The organism is Ruegeria sp. YTSC003 (assembly GCF_059609785.1).
Window position 1 is genome coordinate 286,363 of record NZ_JBXWMK010000002.1, and the last position, 20,065, is coordinate 306,427.

Genomic DNA, 20,065 nt, shown 5'->3' on the forward strand with positions numbered 1-20,065 from the left:
ACGGCACTATTCCGCAGCAACGCGCGCACCGTCCAACATCGGCTTGAGATACCTGCCGGTATGGCTGCGATCAACCTCGGCCACATTCTCGGGTGTCCCGGTTGCCACGATCTCACCACCGCCATCGCCGCCTTCCGGGCCGATATCAATGATATGGTCGGCGGTTTTGACGACATCCAGATTGTGTTCGATCACAACGACCGTATTGCCCTGATCGACCAGTTCATGCAGCACTTCCAACAGCTTACGGACATCTTCGAAGTGAAGACCCGTTGTCGGTTCATCCAGAATGTACAACGTGCGACCGGTCGATCGTTTGGACAATTCCTTTGAAAGCTTCACGCGCTGCGCTTCACCTCCCGAAAGCGTTGTCGCCTGCTGCCCAACCTTGATATAGCCAAGCCCGACACGCGCCAGTGCATCCATTTTATCGCGGATTGAGGGTACAGCCTTAAAGAACTCCTGCGCGTCTTCGACGGTCATATCCAGTACATCGGCGATGGACTTGCCTTTGAACTTGATCTCCAGCGTTTCACGGTTGTACCGCGCGCCCTTGCAGGTTTCGCAGGTGACATAAACATCTGGCAGGAAGTGCATCTCAATCTTGATGACGCCGTCACCCTGACATGCCTCGCACCGGCCGCCCTTGACGTTAAAGCTGAAACGCCCCGGTTTGTAGCCGCGCGCCTTTGCCTCGGGCAGACCGGCAAACCAATCGCGGATCGGCGTGAAGGCCCCGGTGTAAGTCGCTGGATTTGAACGCGGAGTTCGCCCAATAGGGCGCTGGTCAATGTCGATGACCTTATCCAGATGCTCCAACCCTTTGATGGTTTCGCAGGGCGCCGGCGTTTGCCGCGCGCCGTTCAAACGCATGGAGGCAGTTTTAAATAGCGTCTCAATCGTAAGCGTCGATTTTCCGCCGCCCGACACCCCGGTAACGCAGACGAACTTGCCCAACGGGAAATCCGCGGTCACGTTTTTCAGGTTGTTCCCGGTCGCTTTGACAACCGTCACCTTCTTTTTGTTCCCTTTGCGTCGCTCAGCCGGGACCGAGATCTCGCGGGTTCCCGACAAATACTGCCCGGTCATCGAGGCCGCATCAGCCGCGATTTGATCAGGTGTGCCTTTGCTCACAACCTGACCACCATGCACTCCAGCCCCCGGCCCGATGTCAAAAACATAATCCGCCTCGCGGATTGCTTCCTCGTCATGCTCGACGACAATCACTGTGTTACCCTGGTCACGCAGGTTCTTGAGCGTCCCAAGCAAGCGATCGTTGTCCCGCTGGTGCAGACCAATGGACGGTTCATCCAGAACGTACAAAACTCCTGTCAAACCAGATCCGATCTGGCTGGCAAGACGAATGCGCTGGCTTTCACCACCAGACAAGGTACCACTTGAGCGGGACAGCGTAAGGTATTCCAAACCAACGTTATTCAGAAATCCTAGCCGCTCACGGATCTCCTTGAGAATGGCGCGTGCGATTTCGTTCTTCTGGACACTTAGATGGTTCGGTGCATCTTCGACCCAGGCCAGGGCCTCGCGGATCGACATCTGAACAACCTGCCCAACATGCACGCCTGCGATCTTAACCGCCAGCGCCTCGGGACGTAGGCGATAGCCTTCACAGGCACCACAGGGTCGGTTGTTCTGATACCGCTCAAACTCTTCACGGATCCATGCGCTGTCGGTCTCGCGATAGCGGCGTTGCATATTCGGGATCACGCCCTCAAAGCTGCGGGTGACCTGATAGACCCGCCCGCCTTCATCATAGCGGAATTGGATTTCTTCGTCGCCGGAACCGCGCAGAAACACTTGCTGCACCTTTGGCGGCAGGTCCTTCCACGGCGTGTTCTTGTCGAACTCATAGTGTCGGGCAATCGCTTCGATGGTCTGCAGAAAGTACGGCGACTTTCCCTTGCGCCAGGGCGCCAACGCCCCGTCGTACAGTTTCAGGGTCTGGTCCGGCACCACAAGGCGTTCGTCAAAGAACAGCTCGACACCCAGACCATCACAATCCGGGCACGCCCCGAACGGAGCATTGAACGAAAACAAACGGGGTTCGATTTCAGGAATGGTGAAGCCGCTGACCGGGCAAGCAAAATTCTCGCTGAAGGTGATCCGTTCCGGATCGCCTTCACGCGGCGCGGTTTCCAGAACGGCGATACCGTCGGCCAAGTCCAACGCGGTACGCAAACTGTCGGCCAGCCGGGTCTCCATCCCTTCGCGCACGACCAACCGGTCGACGACGACATCAATGTCATGGCGATATTTCTTGTCCAGCGTGGGCGGTTCATCCAGTTCGTAGAATTCTCCGTCGACCTTCACGCGTTGGAAGCCCTGCTTGCGCAGTTCGAGGAATTCCTTTTTGTATTCGCCTTTGCGGTCGCGCACGATGGGGGCGAGCAAGAATCCGCGCGTCCCCTCCTCCATCGTCATGATGCGGTCGACCATGTCCTGAACCTGTTGGGCCTCAATCGGCTGCCCCGTTGCCGGGCTGTACGGCGTACCGGAGCGAGCGAACAACAGGCGCATATAGTCATAGATCTCGGTGACCGTTCCTACCGTAGAACGCGGGTTTTTGGACGTGGTTTTCTGTTCAATCGAAATGGCAGGCGACAGGCCGCTGATGTGATCCACATCCGGCTTTTCCATCATGTCCAGAAACTGGCGCGCATAGGCTGACAGGCTTTCCACGTAGCGCCGCTGGCCCTCGGCATAGATCGTGTCAAAAGCCAAAGACGACTTACCAGACCCCGACAGCCCGGTGATCACCACAAGCTGATCACGTGGGATGTCCACGTCTATACCCTTGAGGTTATGTTCGCGCGCTCCACGCACTTCGATATTCTTCAGCTCAGCCATTTTTGGCCCCCAACACACAAGTGTCTTAGAAATAGGTGAACGACGCTGGAACTCCAACAGAAAAATCAGAACAAAGCAAGAACTGTCATTTATTCGCCTATCCAACAAAGCAGCATCGCAACTGACACGCCGAAGCGTGCAACAAGTTACGATTTCAACGCTGACTTTTGGGAAAATGGCGCGGTTGACGGGGCTCGAACCCGCGACCCCCGGCGTGACAGGCCGGTACTCTAACCAACTGAGCTACAACCGCGCATCTTTTTTCGTGATCCCTTAACCCGGATCCAGGCTGACAGCAGTGGCGCGGTTGACGGGGCTCGAACCCGCGACCCCCGGCGTGACAGGCCGGTACTCTAACCATCTGAGCTACAACCGCCCGCTGTCTGTTCATCGCTGAACGTTTGGGTGTATTATGGCTACGCCCCGACATCGTCAAGCGGCGTTTTGAAGTTTTTTCGAAGAACCTGATTTTTTCCGAATGAGCCATCCGCCACCGAGGCCGCAAAACCAGCTTTTCATGAGCTGCATCGAATTCAATACCGGCCATCTTGCCAACCAATCCGAGTCGCTGTAACAGCAGCGCCTATGGGTGATTAGCTCAGTGGTAGAGCGCTTCGTTCACATCGAAGATGTCAGGAGTTCAAATCTCTTATCACCCACCATTCCACTTCCTCAGAATCAACGCCCTCTAAGGCCTTGAAATTACGATGCTTGCCAGCTTGTATTTCAGCTGCGTATCGTTCCTACATCTGCCGTGTGATCAACCGGCGCTGAGGCATGGGGTTTCGCATGGCCAAATTGAAACGGGATATTGGCCTTGTCGGCCTGACCTTCATTTCGGTCGGTGGAATTATCGGTTCCGGCTGGTTGTTCGGCCCCCTCCTCGCAGTTCAACACGCAGGTCCTGCCGCTATCCTTTCGTGGATCATTGGCGCGGTGGCCATGTTCGTTCTTGCGATAACCTTCGCCGAGATTTCGGCCATGCTGCCCATTCCCGGAGGGATCGCCCGCGTCCCCCAGTTTTCGCACGGGAACATCGTTTCGATGGCAATGGGGTGGACCGCCTGGATTGGCTACAACACTACCGCCCCGATTGAGGTCGAGGCGATGCTGAAATACCTCGGACCTTATGCTCCCTGGCTGCACACAGCCGATACGGGCGATTTGACCGGCGCGGGTATCGCCGTGGCGTTGTTTTTCATGTTGTTGTTCGTTGTCATTAATGCGTTGGGGGTAAAATTCTTTACGCAAGTCAACGCGACGCTGACATGGGCCAAGATTGCCATTCCTATCGTTCTGTCGATTTTGCTGATCGCAAGTCGATTTGACACTGGGAACTTCACCCAACCGGGTGGTTTTGCGCCGTACGGCTTGCAGGGCATCATGGCGGCTGTTTCAACCGGAGGCGTCATCTTTTCCTTCATCGGTTTCCGTCATGTGGTCGATATGGCTGGTGAGGTTCGAAACCCCAAAGTGGCCATTCCTGCGGCGCTGGTGCTGTCTATTATTCTGTGTGCGGCCATCTATGTCGGATTGCAGATCGCGTTTATCGGCGCACTTGACCCGGAGATGCTGAAGAACGGCTGGGCAAGCCTGAATTTTAGCGGTCAGGGGCCATTGGACGGGGTCATCCTATCGGTTGGGATCGTCTGGTTCCTGAGCGTTTTGAACATAGGCTCGGTCATTGGCCCCTTCGGCAACGGTTTGGTATCGACAGGCTCGAACGCGCGCATTGCACTGGCCTTGTCACAGAACGGGTTCCTGCCAAAGCGTTTGCAAATACTGTCTTCATTTGGGGTGCCCTTGTGGGCCTTGGCTCTGAACTTTCTGATCGGAATCCTGTTCCTTCTTACGGTCCCGTTCACCACCGTTATTGCTCTGAATGGTGCGGCCATCGTTGTGTCTTTCGCCGTTGGGCCAATCGCCGTTGTGTGCCTGCGCCGCCTGATGCCGGACCGCCCGCGTTCCATTCGCATCCCCTTCGTCAAAGTGGTGGCCATCACGGCCTTCGCTATCGCCACACTCATCGTCTATTGGAGCGGTTGGGACACCGTTTGGCGGCTTGGCATAGCGTTAATCGTCGGGTTTGTTCTTCTTCTCGCACGGTTCCACAATCGGCTGGACGAAATGGACGTGACCGAAGCCCTGTGGCTGGTTCCCTATTTCGGAGGGATCGGCTTGATCTCGTTCCTGGGACAGTTCGGCGAAGGTGCGCTTAAGCAAATCCCCTTTGGCTGGGATATTTTGCTGTGCGTAATGTTCTCAATCGTCATTTTTGGCCTAGCGGTCCGATCCTCCCTGTCCGCCAAAAAGTTTCAGACTTACATCGCTGAGGAAGAGGTTCTGGACCCAAAGAAACCCGTTATAGGCTTTTGAAAAGGAAAAAGGCGGGGAAAACCCCGCCTTTTCTTTGTCTTTTGCCTATCGCTTAGTGCGTCGTGGCAGACGGGCTTGCGCTTTCAGTGGCCTTCGCAGCGGCTGCAGCAGCCTCTTCAGCGGCCTCATCCCACTCAATCGCTTCCGGCTCACGTACCAGTGCCAGCTTGAGAACTTCGGACACGTGCTCTACCGGAATGATCTTCAGACCTTCTTTCACGTTGTCCGGGATCTCGGCCAGGTCCTTTTCGTTCTCTTCCGGGATCAGAACAGTCTTGATGCCACCGCGAAGGGCCGCCAGCAGTTTCTCTTTCAAACCACCAATCGGCATAGCGTTGCCACGCAACGAAACCTCACCCGTCATAGCGATGTCCTTGCGAACCGGAATACCGGTCAGCACGGATACGATCGAGGTCACCATGGCCAGACCAGCCGAAGGCCCGTCTTTCGGAGTCGCACCATCCGGCACGTGCACGTGGATGTCTATCTTGTCGAACTTGGGTGGCTTCACCCCAATCTGAGGCGAAATTGACCGCACATAAGACGACGCCGCATCGATGGATTCCTTCATCACATCGCCCAGCTTGCCGGTGGTCTTCATCCGGCCCTTGCCCGGCAGTTTCAGCGCCTCGATATGCAACAGATCACCACCGACAGATGTCCACGCCAGACCGGTGACAACACCTACCTGATCGTCCTGTTCGGCCAGGCCATAGCGAAACTTGGGGACGCCCAGGAACTCATCCAGATTGTCTGGCGTCACCGTGACCGATTCAGCCTCTTTCTTGATGATCTTGGTCAGCGACTTCCGCGCCACCTTGGCGATTTCACGTTCGAGGTTCCGGACGCCAGCTTCCCGCGTGTACGTGCGGATGATCGAATGCAGCGCGTCATCGGTCAGTTCGAACTCTTTGGCCTTCAGGCCGTGGTTCTTCACCTGCTTGCTGATCAGATGCTGCTTGGCGATCTCACTTTTTTCGTCCTCGGTGTAACCAGCCAGCGGAATGATCTCCATCCGGTCCAGCAAAGGCCCTGGCATATTGTAGCTATTGGACGTGGTCAGGAACATCACGTTCGACAGGTCATATTCCACTTCCAGGTAGTGGTCCATGAACGTGCTGTTCTGTTCCGGGTCCAACACCTCGAGCATCGCCGAAGCCGGGTCACCACGGAAGTCCTGTCCCATCTTGTCGATCTCGTCGAGCAGGATGAGCGGGTTCGTGGTCTTCGCCTTTTTCAGCGCCTGGATGATCTTACCAGGCATCGAACCGATATAGGTCCGACGGTGGCCTCGAATCTCGGATTCGTCGCGTACGCCACCCAGCGAGATGCGGATGAACTCACGCCCAGTCGCACGTGCAACCGACTTACCAAGTGAGGTTTTACCCACACCCGGAGGGCCAACAAGGCACATGATCGGGCCCTTCAGCTTCTTCGAACGCTGCTGAACAGCCAGATATTCGACGATCCGCTCCTTGACCTTCTCAAGGCCATAGTGATCGGCATCCAGAATGTCCTGCGCGCGGCCCAGATCCTTTTTCACGCGGGATTTCGTGCCCCACGGCAAGGCCAGAATCCAGTCCAGATAGTTGCGTACGACGGTGGCCTCAGCTGACATCGGGCTCATGTTGCGCAGCTTTTTCAGCTCGCCTTCGGCCTTTTCGCGCGCCTCTTTCGACAGCTTGGTTTCTTCGATCTTGGCTTCCAGTTCGGCCACTTCATTGCTGCCATCCTCGCCATCGCCAAGTTCCTTCTGAATGGCTTTCATCTGCTCATTCAGATAGTATTCGCGCTGCGTCTTCTCCATCTGGGTTTTGACGCGGGTCTTGATCTTTTTCTCAACCTGCAGAACCGACATCTCGCCCTGCATCAGGCCATAGACCTTCTCAAGCCGCTCACTGACGCTGAGGGTTTCCAGCAGGTCTTGCTTTTGTTCGACTTCAATCCCCAAATGACCCGACACAAGGTCAGCCAGCTTTGCCGGTTCGGTGGATTCCCCAACTGCGGTCAACGCTTCTTCGGGGATGTTCTTGCGCACTTTCGCGTAACGCTCGAATTCATCCGTAACCGTTCGCAGCAACGCTTCGGTCGTGGTTACGTCCCCCGGAATCTCGGTCAGATACTCGGCGCGAGCCTCAAAGAACTCTTCGTTTTCAAGGAATTCCGTGATCATCACGCGGGCTTGGCCCTCGACCAACACCTTCACTGTGCCGTCCGGCAATTTCAGCAATTGCAGTACATTGGCCAGCACACCAGACCGGTAGATGCCGTCTTCGGTTGGGTCATCGTCGCTCGGGTCGATCTGGCTGGACAACAGAATCTGCTTGTCGTCCTGCATCACTTCTTCCAGCGCCCGGACGGATTTTTCCCGACCAACGAACAGCGGCACGATCATATGCGGGAAAACCACGATATCGCGCAGCGGCAGCACTGGGTATGATGAGTTCAGGGGCTCTTGCATGCTCTATCCTTATCATTGGCAAGACGGCTCTGGTCCCTCATCGAGGCAACGCCTGTCCGTCTCCTGTACTTTAGAGTGAAGAAATGGTGCACATGGGCACACAATTCAACCTTCCCTTTTGACCATCACAATGACGCGAACCAGAAAGATCGGCAAGCCGATAACAGGACCACAGAAGCTAATTTCTGGGGCCGAGCTGGATAGAAGAGAAAACCTTGTCCGGCAATCTCTGTAGGAACCCAACTAAATATTCCGGCAACAAGTCATAAAACTGCCATTTTTCCGCTCAAAACAGTTTCCAAAATGGAACCAATAAATCGAACGTGGAGATCTCTGCCATGACAACGTCAAACCCCACAAGCGCCGCGGATATTGACTATGAAAAGTATTTGTCTGCCCGAGACTCTGATCATACCGCGTTGCTAACACACGCGGCAAAATCGTCCGGCCGGTCCCCAGTTCAAATTCAGCGCGAGTTTAACAAAATAGCCAAGTCGCACAGCAGATTGAACATGGCCGAATATGTGCGTAACGGGCTGCATCATTCTGATCGGTTCTCGGACGCTCAAAGATCCGAGTACATTTCAAACGATCTTCACTGGCCAATCACACATATATGCAACCACACTGGCTGGCAAAGCGCAGCTGAAGACAAAGTAGTAGCGACAACTCTGCTCAATGCGGTGGATGTGCCGGTCCCGGACATTGTGGGCGTAATCGACCAAACCTCACGTGTATTTCCAGGCATAAAAAAGATTTGCACTGCGGATGATCTACGCGAAACGGCACTGGATAATCTACATACGGGCCTGTTTGGGAAAATTACTGAAGGGATGGTCAGCTTTGGCGCATTCCGAATCCAGAACGCTGATAATGATACTTTAACATGCGCGGGGATGAACCCTGTACCATACGAAGAATTCTTGTCAGAAACCGTTGGGCAGAACTCGTATGTCTTGCAACCTTTGCTTCACAATCATTCAGCCCTCAGGCCGTATGCTTCTGCTCTGGCCACGATTAGAATGGTGAACCTGCTTCGCGAGGACGACGTTTTTTGTCCGATCGCAGTGATCAAGCTGCCCCAAAACGACAATATCGCTGATGCCTTTTGGCGCCCCGGTAATCTAGCTTGTGCGATTGACCCCGAGACTGGAAAAATCACTACCGTCACTCGGCGTGATGGCATGGAGGTTACCTTTCTGGAAGATCACCCCGAAACAGCCGGTTTGATGGGAATGCAATTGCCCTACTGGCAAGAATTGCGCGAGATAAACAGCCGTGCTGCCCGAACCTTTGCGCCGATACGTTATCAATCCACCGACATCGCAATTACTGAGTTAGGCCCCGTTGTTGTTGAATTGAATTACGGCGGCGGTTTCGACTTACCTCAATACGCGACTGGTCGCGGAATGCTTACAAAAGAAGTCCGGGATTTTTTTGAGAGCTTTGGTTATGACTTCGGTCAAGCGCCGAACAAAAAACGGCGTTCACTGCTTGGTTTTAGGCGTTAACAGTCTGTTTTGGGAAGGTGAGGAACCTTCCCGAACCTCGCCATGCCTAGACTGGTTCAATATCCCCCTGCGCACGCTGTGCGTGGAACTCGACCTGCCACGCATCGAATGTTCCGGCGGCGATGGCGTCGCGCATGCCCTGCATGATCTCTTGGAAATAGTGCAGATTATGCCAGGTCAGCAGCATACCGGAGATCATCTCGTTCGAGCGGAACACGTGGTGCAGATAGGCGCGGGAGTAGTTTGAACAGGCAGGACACTTACAGAGTTCATCCAACGGGCGCGGATCGTCGGAATGCCGGGCATTCTTGATGTTCACCACGCCGTAGCGCGTGAATACCTGCCCTGTGCGCCCCGAGCGGGACGGCAGCACACAATCCATCATGTCAATGCCACGCGCAACGGCGCCGACGATATCATCCGGTTTTCCAACGCCCATCAGATAACGTGGTTTGTCGACCGGCAGCATGTCCGGCGCAAAGTCCAGCACGTCGAACATCGCCTCTTGGCCTTCACCCACGGCAAGTCCACCGACGGCGTAGCCCTCAAAACCGATCTCTTTCAGCGCTTCGGCCGATTCCTCGCGGAACTCCTGCTCTAGTCCGCCCTGCTGAATGCCGAACAAGGCGTGACCCGGGCGGTCCCCGAAAGCATCACGCGACCGCTCAGCCCACCGCATCGACAGGCGCATCGACTCGGCAATGCGATCCCGGTCAGCGGGCAACGCTGGGCATTCGTCGAAACACATAACGATGTCGGACCCCAACAGGCGCTGAATCTCCATCGACCGTTCAGGCGTCAATTCGTGGCGCGAACCGTCGATATGAGATTTGAAGGTCACGCCTTTTTCGGTCAGCTTGCGCAACCCGGCCAGCGACATGACCTGGAACCCACCGGAATCCGTTAGGATCGGCCGTTCCCAATTCATGAACTTGTGCAACCCGCCCAGACGGTCGATCCGTTCGGCGGTCGGGCGCAGCATCAGGTGATATGTGTTGCCCAGCAGGATGTCTGCCCCAGTGGCACGTACGCTTTCCGGCATCATCGCTTTGACCGTTGCCGCCGTGCCAACCGGCATAAAGGCCGGCGTTCGAACTTCCCCGCGCGGAGTGTTGATGACTCCGGTACGGGCCTTGCCATCCGTGGCTTTCAGGTCAAATGAGAAACGGTCTGTCATGTGAATGCCTCAGGGTCGCTGAACCGGGCAGCAATTGCCCGATCTTCGCTGGTATTGCAAGTCGTCAGGGCAATGACGCAACGCGGTCAGTGAACAGGCTGACAACCCCTGCCCCATCCACATCCCGGCATACGCGCACCATTGGTCTATTGGCATCCGGTCGGGTTGCCCCGATTTGCGGACCATCTACCTCAACCTGAAGCCCGGTTTCGACTATCTCGAACATGGGTTCGTGGGTACAGGCAATCACAGCCGTCGAGTCGTGCAGGCCGCACCCTTCCAATCCGCCGATATCCTTGTAGAACTTCAGATAAAATTTCGAGATGTCGCGCAGGAAACCGCCCATGTCAGCGGAACGCGCCGCCAATGCATCAAAATCCGCGGTCTCGTACAGAGTTTTCAGAGTGACATCCAAGCCGACCAGAACAGTATCTGGCGGAGACGCGAACACTGCATCCGCGGCCTGTGCATCGTGATAGATGTTGGCCTCGGCATGCTCCGTGATGTTCCCGGGGCAAAACACGGCACCGCCCATGATCACCAGTCGCTTGATGTTGCCTGCAAACTCTGGGTCCAACCGCATTGCATCGGCGACATTGGTCAACGGTCCAATGGCGCAGACGACCAGCTCACCCTTGTGTTCCCGCGCCTGCTCGACAAGGAATTCGGCCGCCGTCAGGGGGTGATTTTCCCCAATCTGCGGGATGTCAGTCAAATCACCGAATCCTTCGGGGCCGTGCACATGCTCGGACGGGTCGTAGGTGGTCGCACCGACTGGAAGCCGCGCTCCTTCGGCTACTGGCGCGTCCAATCTCAGTTTATGCAGCAAGAACCGCGCGTTGCGGCTGGATTGGTGCACATGTGTGTTGCCGAAAACCGTGGTCAGGCCGATCAGGTCAATTTCAGGTGCAGCGGCGGCATAGGCAATGGCCATCGCATCGTCGATGCCCGGATCTGTATCAATTATCAGTTTCATCCCCGCCCGATAGCGCAATCACAACCGGATGCAAAGCAGCCACATTCAAAAAATTCCGCGCCACATTGTGGTTTTCAGAGATTTGCTTCTATCCCCATTCCCGCCATACCAAAGTTGAAAATGGGCGAGTCAATCCCCAAGTGTATACCATAGTACACAAAAATACAGAGGACAGATATGACTGAAGAACAGATCATTGGATTGCTAACATCGAACATCATTTACCTGCTCGCGGCAGTTCTGATTGTCGTCGTTATTTTCAAGGGCATCAAAATTGTGCCTCAGTCCGAAAAATACGTGGTTGAACGCTTTGGCCGCCTGCATTCGGTGCTTGGCCCCGGCATTAACTTTATCGTTCCTTTTCTAGATGTTGCGCGTCACAAGATATCTATTCTTGAACGCCAGCTGCCGAATGCGACGCAGGACGCGATCACCAAGGACAACGTTCTGGTTCAGATCGATACTTCGGTGTTCTACCGCATTCTTGAACCGGAAAAGACCGTGTACCGTATCCGTGACGTCGACGGTGCGATTGCAACAACCGTTGCAGGTATCGTCCGTGCCGAAATCGGTAAAATGGATCTGGATGAGGTGCAGTCCAATCGCGCGCAATTGATTGAACGCATTCAGGAAAGCGTCGAAACTGCCGTTGACGACTGGGGGATCGAAGTCACCCGCGCCGAGATTCTGGACGTAAACCTGGATCAGGCCACACGCGATGCTATGTTGCAGCAGCTGAACGCGGAACGTGCCCGTCGTGCGCAGGTGACCGAGGCTGAAGGTCAAAAACGTTCGGTCGAATTGAATGCGGACGCGGAACTTTATGCGGCCGAGCAGACCGCAAAAGCCCGCCGTATTCAGGCCGAGGCCGAAGCTTATGCAACCGGCGTGGTCGCCAAGGCCATTCAGGACAATGGTATCGAGGCCGCCCAGTATCAGGTCGCATTGAAGCAAGTCGAAGCACTGAACGCACTGGGTAACGGCACCGGGTCGCAGACCATCGTGGTTCCCGCCAATGCGCTTGAGGCCTTTGGCGATGCCTTCAAGATGTTGAAAGGAGGAAAGTAATGGCTGATCCCTTCTGGCTGACATGGTGGCTCTGGCTGGCCGGAGCGCTGGCTCTGGGCATACTTGAGATCGTCTTGCCGGGGTTCATCTTTCTTGGCTTTGCGATTGGCGCGGCGGTCACAGGGCTTCTACTTGTGATCCCCGGTTTTGCCCCGAGCCTGGCAGTCTTGCTTTTGATCTTTGCGGGTCTTTCGCTTGTGGCCTGGCTGATCCTGCGGCGCATGTTCGCCCTGCCCCATGGCCAGGTGAAAACCTTCCGCCACGATATCAACGATTGATCCAAATCGACGCAGCGTCCGACGGGCCACACGGCACCACTGGACGCTGCCCCAGCCTTTCCCTATATAATTTCTCAGGTAACAGCCCCGAGGCACGAATGACCCATCCAAGTGAACAGTTCGAAGGTACGCCGTTGATCGCACCTTCGACCATCGATCATCCACTCTACGATTCCGTGGTCGAGGCTTGCAGATCCGTCTTCGATCCCGAGATTCCGGTGAATATCTACGATCTGGGTCTGATCTATACGATCGACATCACCAAGGAAAACGCGGTGAAGGTCATCATGACACTGACCGCGCCCGGATGCCCGGTCGCCGGTGAAATGCCAGGCTGGATTGTCGAAGCCATCGAACCGGTCGCTGGCGTCAAAGAGGTTGACGTCGAGCTGACATGGGAGCCCCCCTGGGGCATGGAGATGATGTCAGACGAAGCACGTCTTGAACTGGGATTCATGTAGAATTTCGCTCAGCTTTACCAAGTAAAGCATTGAAGTATAACAAAAAGAGCTGTCTATGAACCGGAGCAGCCCTTTTTACATCAAAGGGCCCGGGCGGCCTATTTCACGCCGCAGGTCGATTTTATCTCGGCCGCACGATGATCCAGCTCTTTGACGTAATCGCCATTCAACATACTGAGCCTTTTTTGCTCGGTTCCCGTGACCAGTCCCAGCAATGCACCGGCAGGAGTGATCGCAATGATACTTTCTGCCTGCTGGTCTTCTGCGTGCTTTTTTTCTGCGGCGATGGCCCGAAGATCCCCCTCGGCTGTTGCGCAATTCACCGGATGTCGTGCGCCATCCGTTGTTGCATGCGCCAAGCCCGCGGTCAGAATGACTGCGACTACAGCTTGCATCGTAATGATTTTTCTGCGGAAATGCCCGATCTTCACCATCTTCATTCGCCCTTCGCTCAAATGTCCGGTCACAATCGTCAAGCTAAGGCGAAGACCGGGAGTGACGCAAGTTTGCTGTGGCAATTGGTCGTTTGGCCGCGTCACTGCCGGTAAAACTTAGGTCAGCAGGTCTGCTATGTCTTGAGCCTGACGCCTCTCGGCCCTAGATTGGGGATAACGTAGCGCAACGGAGACCACCATGTTTGGCATTCCCGGCAAACAGGCCGTGACAATGACGACCAAAGCGGCCGAGCAGATCACGCGCCTGATGGCGACCGGCGGTCATGCCGGGTTGCGCATTGGCGTCAAAAAAGGCGGCTGCGCCGGCATGGAATACACCATGGACTACGTGGATGAGGCTGACACCAACGACGAAGTGGTCGAACAGGACGGTGCTCGCATCATGATCGCGCCAATGGCGCAGATGTTCTTGTTCGGAACTGAAATCGACTATGAGGTCTCGCTTCTGGAAGCCGGGTTCAAGTTCCGCAACCCGAATGTTGTGGACGCTTGCGGTTGCGGCGAATCCATCAAATTTGACGAGACGCTTTCCACACAAAACTAAGTCGCCTGCAGGTGCAGATAGGTTTCGTTGTAGCGCCGTGTAAGATGGTCACCTGCGCTGATCGTTTTGCCTGAGCCTGGCGGAGCAACGTTGGTGTCGTAGGACGGGTTAAAGAACAGTGGGACCGAAATGCGTTCCTGCGTCCCGCCTATGACGCGGTGCTCGGTGGCTTTGACTTTTCCGGCGGTCCAGAATTCCAGCATCTCTCCAAAGTTGATGATGAATGTACCAGGCGCCGCAGAGACAGGTTGCCAGCTGCTATCCGGCATGCGGACCTCAAGCCCTGAGACCCCGTCCGTGGCCAGCAATGTCAGACACCCATAGTCAGTGTGCGCCCCGATGCCAAAATCCCGATCACCTGCCCATGCCGGACGTTCTGGATAGTAGTTCCCGCGCAACAGGGCCATTGGCGTGTCAAAGGCACGATCAAAACTGAGTTCATCCCGGCCCAAAGCGCCCGCAATGGCCCGAAGAACGCGCATCGCCACATTGCAGGCGTCGCTGTAGTAAGCTCTGATAATATTTTGGAAATCCACGGGATTATTCGGCCACAAGTTCGGTGCATAAACACTGAGCCCTTTTCCGGCATAAGAATTTCCCGCAGGCAATTCGAAACCACAGTCGAACACTTCCTTGAAATCCGGATTGGCCTTGGGGTCGACCTGTTCTGATCGCGGCGCGCCCCACCCTCGGTTTGAACCCGTCATCGCCATATCAACGGTTTTTTTCTGGACGTCCGGTAAATGGAAGAAGTCGCGATACACCTCGATCACGTTTCGGACTTGATCGGCGTTCAACCCGGTGTTCGACACCGTTAGAAACCCAACTTCACCAATGGCATGCAGCAGCTTTGCCATCACTGAAGCCTCGCGTTCATCCAGTTTTCTCAGATCAAGATCATCGATCATGCTGCCCTCCACAATAACGCGGAACCTGCCGTTGTGGTCGGACCTTTGCAACCGGAATTGTCAGGCTCGGCTGGTGGTGCTATCCGATGAGCAAACAACGACTTATTTGGGGGTACGCGTTATGCGGCGCAAGCTGGCAGCTGGAAACTGGAAAATGAACGGAACCGCGGCTGCATTGCCCGAGCTTCTGTCGCTGGCTACATCGTATCCTGATGCATCAGTAGACGTCCTGATTTGCCCACCGGCAACGCTATTGCATCGCGCGGCAGAGGCGGTGAAAGGTACCGGAATTACCGTCGGCGGTCAGGATTGCCATGCAGCCGAATCCGGCGCACATACCGGCGATGTCAGTGCTCAGATGCTGGTTGATGCAGGGGCAAGCGCCGTCATTCTTGGGCATTCAGAACGGCGCGAAGATCACGGCGAACAGAACGAGGATGTCCGCGCCAAAGCACGTTCCGCGATGGACGCGGGCCTGAAAGCCATCATTTGCGTCGGCGAAAGCCTGGAGCAGCGTGAGGCCGCGAACACGCTGGACATAATCGGCGGACAGTTGTCCGGCTCGATCCCAGATCAGTCGACCGGTGAGAACCTGGTTGTTGCCTATGAACCGATCTGGGCCATTGGCACCGGCAAAGTCCCCACACTGGACGAGATCGGAGAAGTGCACGACTTCATCCGCGCTCGGCTTGAACGTCGATTTGGCGAAGGTGTCGGCCGCTCGGTCCGGTTACTTTATGGCGGTTCGGTCAAACCGGGCAACGCAGCCGAAATCTTTGCAGTCTCCAACGTGGACGGGGCGCTGGTGGGCGGCGCAAGCCTGAAAGCCGAAGACTTTTCTGGCATTATCGACGCCCTGCAAAAGGCCTGAGGTCAAGCCAATTTCATCGTCACCAGCCCGGCCACAATTAGGGCCGCCGCGATCAGGCGGGGCGCGGTCAGCGCCTCGCCCAGAAACATCACGCCGACCATGAAGGCACCAACGGCGCCGATGCCGGTCCAGATCGTATAGGCCGTGCCTAAGGGCAAATCCCGCATCGCAAGGGCAAGCAACCCGAACGACCCGATCATTGACGCACCCATCAAAGCCGTAGGCCATAGGCGCGTGAAACCGGCGGCTTGCTTCATGGCGACGGCCCAGACAATTTCCAGAAGGCCAGCGAATAACAAAAACATCCAGGGCATAGAGACACCTCACATCTCTTCGGGTCGTCCCGAATGATCAGCCAACAAGGCGAGGTCGTCCTCTTTCCCGTACATAAATTCTCTTGCCCTGTATTCAAGAGGGCGCGGCGTGCAGATCAAAACCTCCAACGCGGCGCGACCCGAAAAACCCAGTATCTGTTGCGCCCATCGGTGATTCCTGCCCTCAGATGACGGCATCCGTTACTGGAGGACACGCCGTCACCTTGCCTATCGCGGGATCGCTCTGGGTGCGGAATACTCAAAAATGGCGGCATATTAAAAAGGCCGGGTCTGGCATAGACCCGGCCTTTCTTGTCGCAGGTATACCCGCTAGTTCGTCACGATTTCCGGACCCATAAAGGTATTAGGCAAGAAGGTCGAAATCCACGGTATGTACGTCACCATGATCAGGAAGACGAACAATACGGCCAGGAACGGCAGCGCCGCCTTCACAACGCTCATCATCGGCATACCGGCCACGCCCGAGGTCACGAACAGGTTCAAACCAACCGGGGGCGTAATCATCCCAATCTCCATGTTCACCACCATGATGATGCCCAAATGGATCGGGTCGATGCCCAACTCGATGGCGATCGGGAACACCAAAGGTGCCACGATGACCAACAGTCCCGAGGGTTCCATGAACTGACCACCAATCAGCAGGATCACGTTGACCACAATCAGGAAGGTAACCGGCCCCAGACCCGCCGATAGCATTGCACTAGCGATGTGCTGAGGCACCTGTTCATCGGTCAGCACGTGCTTGAGGATCAGCGCGTTGGCGATGACGAACAGCAACGTCACCGTCAACTTACCGGCCTCAAACAGCGTGTGCTTGGTGTCGGGGTGAAAGAACGCCGTGACCAGAGCATAGGGTTTCTTCAGAAGCGAAATGTTCTGCCCATCCCCATTGGTGCTGAGGGGCCCCATGTCTTTGTAGACAAAGCTTGCGATGAAAAAGGCATAGACGGCAGCAACGGCAGCAGCCTCGGTCGGTGTGAAGATACCGCCATAGATGCCACCCAGAATGATGACGATCAGGAACAGACCCCAACCGGCTTCGCGGGCCGAGGTAAAAATCTCGCCCCAACCTTTCCAATCACCCTTGGGCAGGTTCTTGACTTTGGCCATAACGTAGATCGTGACCATCAGCATCAGACCCGCCATCAGGCCCGGAATGACGCCCGCAAGGAACATCCGCCCGACCGAGACCTCAACGGCGGCGGCATACACCACCATGACAATGGACGGCGGGATCAGAATGCCCAGCGTACCCGCGTTACAGATCACTCCCGCAGCGAATTCCTTAGAATAGCCAACCTGCCGCATACCGGCGATGACGATAGAACCGATGGCTACAACAGTCGCCGGAGACGACCCCGACAGCGCGGCAAACAGCATACAGGCAAAGACACCCGCAATTGCCAGACCGCCCGGCAAGTGCCCGACACAGGCGATGGAAAAGCGGATGATCCGCCGCGCCACTCCACCGGTCGTCATGAAGGACGATGCAAGAATGAAGAACGGGATCGCCAACAGTGTAAAGTGGCCTTCAAAGGCTTCGAACAGGGTTCCCGCGACCGAAGCCAACGAACTGTCGGAATAAATCAGCAGAAACAGGGTCGAGCTGAGACCCAGGGCCACCGCAATCGGCACACCGATCAGCAACAGGCCGATGACCATAGAGAATAGAAGTACGACGTCCATCAGTCATGCTCTCCTTGCTGAGCGCGGACTTCTTCGATCTCGTCCTCGACTTCGTGGCTGGCAACAAGACGGTCGGTCTCACCACGCCAGATTTGTACTGCGACCTGAGCAAAGCGGATCACTAGAAGCAGCATCGACACCGGCAACACCAGATACGGCACCACCTTGGGCAATTTTTCATACCCCTCGCCATAGTTGATCAGATCCTCGAGGAAGCGCAGCGGCGCGACCATCGGAATATCGTCCACTTCGTAAAAACTCTGGCTGCGTGCGTCGAAATTAAACCCGGTCGGGAACCAGCGGCCCGATGTTGGCGGCAGGTCCGCAAACACGGCCCAGTAGTCATACGACCCTTTCAGAAGCAGAAGCGAGAACACCAGACAGCACGCCACCGATATCAGCGCCAGAATGCGGCGTGGCGCCGGGGCCAGCATGTTCAGGATTGCATCAACACCCAGATGCGCGTGTTTCTTGACCGCATAAGAGGCCCCCAGCAACACCAGCCAGCCAAAGGTGAAAACCGTCAGCTCAAGCGCCCATAAGATATTGGAGTTAAACACAAAACGCGCGATCACGTTGGCGAAGGTTACGACCGTCATCACGCCCAACAGAGCGGCAATCATGGTCTCCTCGATATGGTCGACCAGCCCGCCTTGGCCGGGTTTCGAACCAGACATTTTTCTGTCCCCACATTATTGGTGATGAGAGTTAGGTGTGGCGGGCCAAATTACGGCCCGCCCAGCCTGCGTGTCCGCCACTCCCCAGTCTTTGGACACGCGGCCTCAACCAGGATCAGAACCCGGCGTTGATGGCCTGAGCGGCGTCGATCTTATCCTGACCTACGTCGTCGGAAAACTGGTCCCAAACGGGCTTCATCGCATCGACCCAGGTCTGGCGCTGTTCGGGGTTCAGTTCGCGGATGATTCCGCCGGCATCAGTGATCGAAGCCTTGGCTGCTTCGTTCACCGAGAAGGCTTCCTTGTTCCGTGTCTCGGTCACTTCGCCCAGAATCGTCAGGAACTGATCGCGCACCTCGGGATCAAGGCTGTCCAACCAGTCAACCGATGTCACGACCAGATAGTCGATGATGCCATGGTTGGTCTCGGTGATACCGTCCTGCACTTCGAAGAACTTTTTGCCATAGATGTTCGACCAGGTGTTTTCTTGGCCATCCACAACGCCCTGCTGCAGCGCGCCGTAAACTTCCGAGAACGCCATTTTCTGCGGGCTGCCGCCAATGGCTTCCATTTGGGCTACCAGAACGTCCGAGGATTGAACACGGAATTTCAGGCCTTCGGCATCCGACGGAGCCTCAAGCGGTTTGTTGGCCGACATCTGTTTCATGCCATTGTGCCAGAACGCCAGCCCTTGCAGGCCGCGGCGCTGCATGCTGTCCTTCATGGCCTGACCATCCGCCGAGGCCTGGAATGCATCAACTGCATCGATGTTCTTGAACATGAACGGCAGGTCGAACAGACGGAACTGTTTGGTAAACTTCTCGAACTTCGACAGCGACGGCGCGGCCAGCTGGACGTCGCCTTGAAGCATTGCTTCAAGCACCTTGTCGTCATTATAGAGCGTCGAGTTCGGATAGACCTCAACGCACATTACGCCATTCATCTCGTCATTGACGCGCTGCTCCAGCAGCGATGCCGCGATGCCCTTGGGGTGTTTGTCCGTGTTCGTCACATGCGCGAACTTGACGACAATCTCGCCGTCATCACACGCGGCCATACCGGCGGTTGCTGTAACACTCAACGCCAGCGCGGTCGCGGCAGTTGTCAGGAATTTCATCTGTCTTTTCCTCCCAGATTTCCATGGAACCTTCAGTCAACGCCAGATCGGCGTCTCATGTGGCGCAGTGAAGCGAATCAAAGGGCACCGCTCAACTTTTTGTTCGAAATTCAGAGCTCTCAATTATTTTCGTTTTATTTCTGCTTGTTAGAAGGGCATTCCTCGTCATCAAAAGTCAGTGGCGCTGCCTGTTGTGCGAAAATCCGCACATTAATTTCCACGGCTGTGCGGATTTCCGCACGCACTTCGAATCAGATCGAGCGACTCACCCCCTGATTCTCTGGTGACCACACGCAGCC

General features: G+C 55.8%; 17 protein-coding genes and 3 tRNA genes. 8 read left to right on the forward strand and 12 right to left on the reverse strand.

What is annotated here, in order from left to right:
- Positions 1–6 precede the first annotated feature (6 nt).
- From uvrA to AC2FFH_RS05195, 3 genes are all read right to left on the reverse strand, one after another.
- A complete protein-coding gene (gene uvrA, locus AC2FFH_RS05185) occupies positions 7–2,865 on the reverse strand; it encodes an excinuclease ABC subunit UvrA (RefSeq protein ID WP_496843908.1) in 2,859 nt (952 codons plus the stop codon).
- 176 nt (positions 2,866–3,041) lie between these two features.
- Positions 3,042–3,118, reverse strand: a tRNA-Asp gene (locus AC2FFH_RS05190).
- 46 nt (positions 3,119–3,164) lie between these two features.
- A tRNA-Asp gene (locus AC2FFH_RS05195) sits at positions 3,165–3,241 on the reverse strand.
- 211 nt (positions 3,242–3,452) lie between these two features.
- On the opposite strand from AC2FFH_RS05195, the gene AC2FFH_RS05200 reads away from it, so the two are divergent.
- Both AC2FFH_RS05200 and AC2FFH_RS05205 read left to right on the forward strand, forming a co-directional pair.
- Positions 3,453–3,527 (forward strand) — tRNA-Val (locus tag AC2FFH_RS05200).
- A gap of 127 nt (positions 3,528–3,654) precedes the next feature.
- The gene (locus tag AC2FFH_RS05205; RefSeq protein WP_496843909.1) at positions 3,655–5,241 is read left to right on the forward strand and encodes an APC family permease; all 1,587 of its coding nucleotides are present in this window, start codon (positions 3,655–3,657) and stop codon (positions 5,239–5,241) included.
- Between the two features lie 52 nt (positions 5,242–5,293).
- Here AC2FFH_RS05205 and lon read toward each other — a convergent pair whose 3' ends face one another.
- Complete coding sequence (lon, locus tag AC2FFH_RS05210; RefSeq protein ID WP_496776706.1) at positions 5,294–7,702, reverse strand: endopeptidase La; 2,409 nt, start codon at positions 7,700–7,702, stop codon at positions 5,294–5,296.
- A gap of 338 nt (positions 7,703–8,040) precedes the next feature.
- Here lon and AC2FFH_RS05215 point away from each other — a divergent pair, with 338 nt between their 5' ends.
- Entirely contained in the window at positions 8,041–9,213 is a 1,173-nt protein-coding gene (locus AC2FFH_RS05215; RefSeq protein WP_496765170.1) for a sugar-transfer associated ATP-grasp domain-containing protein, read from the forward strand.
- 46 nt (positions 9,214–9,259) lie between these two features.
- Here AC2FFH_RS05215 and tgt read toward each other — a convergent pair whose 3' ends face one another.
- Together tgt and AC2FFH_RS05225 are read right to left on the reverse strand one after the other, a co-directional pair.
- Positions 9,260–10,390: a tRNA guanosine(34) transglycosylase Tgt gene (tgt, locus tag AC2FFH_RS05220; protein ID WP_496843910.1), complete on the reverse strand. Its 1,131-nt coding sequence runs from the start codon at positions 10,388–10,390 to the stop codon at positions 9,260–9,262.
- A 64-nt stretch (positions 10,391–10,454) separates the two neighbouring features.
- On the reverse strand, positions 10,455–11,366 hold the full coding sequence (locus tag AC2FFH_RS05225) for a nucleoside hydrolase (RefSeq protein ID WP_496765174.1): 912 nt from the start codon (positions 11,364–11,366) through the stop codon (positions 10,455–10,457).
- 177 nt (positions 11,367–11,543) lie between these two features.
- On the opposite strand from AC2FFH_RS05225, the gene AC2FFH_RS05230 reads away from it, so the two are divergent.
- From AC2FFH_RS05230 to AC2FFH_RS05240, 3 genes are all read left to right on the forward strand, one after another.
- Complete coding sequence (locus AC2FFH_RS05230) at positions 11,544–12,434, forward strand: SPFH domain-containing protein (protein ID WP_282151106.1); 891 nt, start codon at positions 11,544–11,546, stop codon at positions 12,432–12,434.
- Positions 12,434–12,712 (forward strand): NfeD family protein, encoded by a 279-nt coding sequence (locus AC2FFH_RS05235; protein WP_108858729.1) that lies wholly within the window; start codon positions 12,434–12,436, stop codon positions 12,710–12,712. Before AC2FFH_RS05230 ends, AC2FFH_RS05235 begins: the two co-directional genes overlap by 1 nt.
- 98 nt (positions 12,713–12,810) lie before the next feature.
- Positions 12,811–13,173: an SUF system Fe-S cluster assembly protein gene (locus tag AC2FFH_RS05240; protein WP_058271500.1), complete on the forward strand. Its 363-nt coding sequence runs from the start codon at positions 12,811–12,813 to the stop codon at positions 13,171–13,173.
- A gap of 98 nt (positions 13,174–13,271) precedes the next feature.
- Here the strand turns inward: AC2FFH_RS05240 and AC2FFH_RS05245 are convergent, their stop codons facing one another.
- Positions 13,272–13,613 (reverse strand): hypothetical protein, encoded by a 342-nt coding sequence (locus tag AC2FFH_RS05245; RefSeq protein WP_496776699.1) that lies wholly within the window; start codon positions 13,611–13,613, stop codon positions 13,272–13,274.
- Between the two features lie 193 nt (positions 13,614–13,806).
- Between AC2FFH_RS05245 and AC2FFH_RS05250 the strand changes: the two genes are divergently transcribed.
- Complete coding sequence (locus AC2FFH_RS05250) at positions 13,807–14,172, forward strand: HesB/IscA family protein (RefSeq protein WP_496843911.1); 366 nt, start codon at positions 13,807–13,809, stop codon at positions 14,170–14,172.
- Here the strand turns inward: AC2FFH_RS05250 and AC2FFH_RS05255 are convergent.
- Positions 14,169–15,080 carry an isopenicillin N synthase family dioxygenase gene (locus tag AC2FFH_RS05255; protein ID WP_496776697.1) on the reverse strand — a complete coding sequence of 304 codons (912 nt, stop codon included), beginning with the start codon at positions 15,078–15,080 and terminating at the stop codon, positions 14,169–14,171. The two genes, AC2FFH_RS05250 and AC2FFH_RS05255, sit on opposite strands and share 4 nt — an antisense overlap.
- 121 nt (positions 15,081–15,201) lie before the next feature.
- Between AC2FFH_RS05255 and tpiA the strand changes: the two genes are divergently transcribed.
- Positions 15,202–15,951 (forward strand): triose-phosphate isomerase, encoded by a 750-nt coding sequence (gene tpiA / locus AC2FFH_RS05260; protein WP_496776694.1) that lies wholly within the window; start codon positions 15,202–15,204, stop codon positions 15,949–15,951.
- Between the two features lie 2 nt (positions 15,952–15,953).
- Here the strand turns inward: tpiA and AC2FFH_RS05265 are convergent, their stop codons facing one another.
- The 4 genes from AC2FFH_RS05265 to AC2FFH_RS05280 form a co-directional block, all read right to left on the reverse strand.
- Positions 15,954–16,265: a DMT family transporter gene (locus AC2FFH_RS05265; RefSeq protein WP_496843912.1), complete on the reverse strand. Its 312-nt coding sequence runs from the start codon at positions 16,263–16,265 to the stop codon at positions 15,954–15,956.
- A 330-nt stretch (positions 16,266–16,595) separates the two neighbouring features.
- Positions 16,596–17,972 (reverse strand): TRAP transporter large permease, encoded by a 1,377-nt coding sequence (locus tag AC2FFH_RS05270; RefSeq protein WP_496843913.1) that lies wholly within the window; start codon positions 17,970–17,972, stop codon positions 16,596–16,598.
- Positions 17,972–18,649 (reverse strand): TRAP transporter small permease, encoded by a 678-nt coding sequence (locus tag AC2FFH_RS05275; RefSeq protein ID WP_058271493.1) that lies wholly within the window; start codon positions 18,647–18,649, stop codon positions 17,972–17,974. Before AC2FFH_RS05275 ends, AC2FFH_RS05270 begins: the two co-directional genes overlap by 1 nt.
- A gap of 115 nt (positions 18,650–18,764) precedes the next feature.
- Positions 18,765–19,766: a DctP family TRAP transporter solute-binding subunit gene (locus AC2FFH_RS05280; protein ID WP_496843914.1), complete on the reverse strand. Its 1,002-nt coding sequence runs from the start codon at positions 19,764–19,766 to the stop codon at positions 18,765–18,767.
- Positions 19,767–20,065 lie beyond the last annotated feature (299 nt).

Bases quoted from the DNA above. Each gene is read 5' to 3' on its own strand.
- AC2FFH_RS05275 (WP_058271493.1), bottom strand. From the start codon at position 18,649: ATGTCTGGTTCGAAACCCGGCCAAGGCGGGCTGGTCGACCATATCGAG.
- AC2FFH_RS05215 (WP_496765170.1), top strand. From the start codon at position 8,041: ATGACAACGTCAAACCCCACAAGCGCCGCGGATATTGACTATGAAAAG.
- AC2FFH_RS05235 (WP_108858729.1), top strand. From the start codon at position 12,434: ATGGCTGATCCCTTCTGGCTGACATGGTGGCTCTGGCTGGCCGGAGCG.
- tgt (WP_496843910.1), bottom strand. From the start codon at position 10,390: ATGACAGACCGTTTCTCATTTGACCTGAAAGCCACGGATGGCAAGGCC.
- AC2FFH_RS05230 (WP_282151106.1), top strand. From the start codon at position 11,544: ATGACTGAAGAACAGATCATTGGATTGCTAACATCGAACATCATTTAC.
- AC2FFH_RS05245 (WP_496776699.1), bottom strand. From the start codon at position 13,613: ATGAAGATGGTGAAGATCGGGCATTTCCGCAGAAAAATCATTACGATG.
- AC2FFH_RS05270 (WP_496843913.1), bottom strand. From the start codon at position 17,972: ATGGACGTCGTACTTCTATTCTCTATGGTCATCGGCCTGTTGCTGATC.
- AC2FFH_RS05250 (WP_496843911.1), top strand. From the start codon at position 13,807: ATGTTTGGCATTCCCGGCAAACAGGCCGTGACAATGACGACCAAAGCG.
- AC2FFH_RS05280 (WP_496843914.1), bottom strand. From the start codon at position 19,766: ATGAAATTCCTGACAACTGCCGCGACCGCGCTGGCGTTGAGTGTTACA.
- AC2FFH_RS05265 (WP_496843912.1), bottom strand. From the start codon at position 16,265: ATGCCCTGGATGTTTTTGTTATTCGCTGGCCTTCTGGAAATTGTCTGG.
- AC2FFH_RS05205 (WP_496843909.1), top strand. From the start codon at position 3,655: ATGGCCAAATTGAAACGGGATATTGGCCTTGTCGGCCTGACCTTCATT.
- uvrA (WP_496843908.1), bottom strand. From the start codon at position 2,865: ATGGCTGAGCTGAAGAATATCGAAGTGCGTGGAGCGCGCGAACATAAC.
- AC2FFH_RS05240 (WP_058271500.1), top strand. From the start codon at position 12,811: ATGACCCATCCAAGTGAACAGTTCGAAGGTACGCCGTTGATCGCACCT.
- AC2FFH_RS05255 (WP_496776697.1), bottom strand. From the start codon at position 15,080: ATGATCGATGATCTTGATCTGAGAAAACTGGATGAACGCGAGGCTTCA.
- tpiA (WP_496776694.1), top strand. From the start codon at position 15,202: ATGCGGCGCAAGCTGGCAGCTGGAAACTGGAAAATGAACGGAACCGCG.
- lon (WP_496776706.1), bottom strand. From the start codon at position 7,702: ATGCAAGAGCCCCTGAACTCATCATACCCAGTGCTGCCGCTGCGCGAT.
- AC2FFH_RS05225 (WP_496765174.1), bottom strand. From the start codon at position 11,366: ATGAAACTGATAATTGATACAGATCCGGGCATCGACGATGCGATGGCC.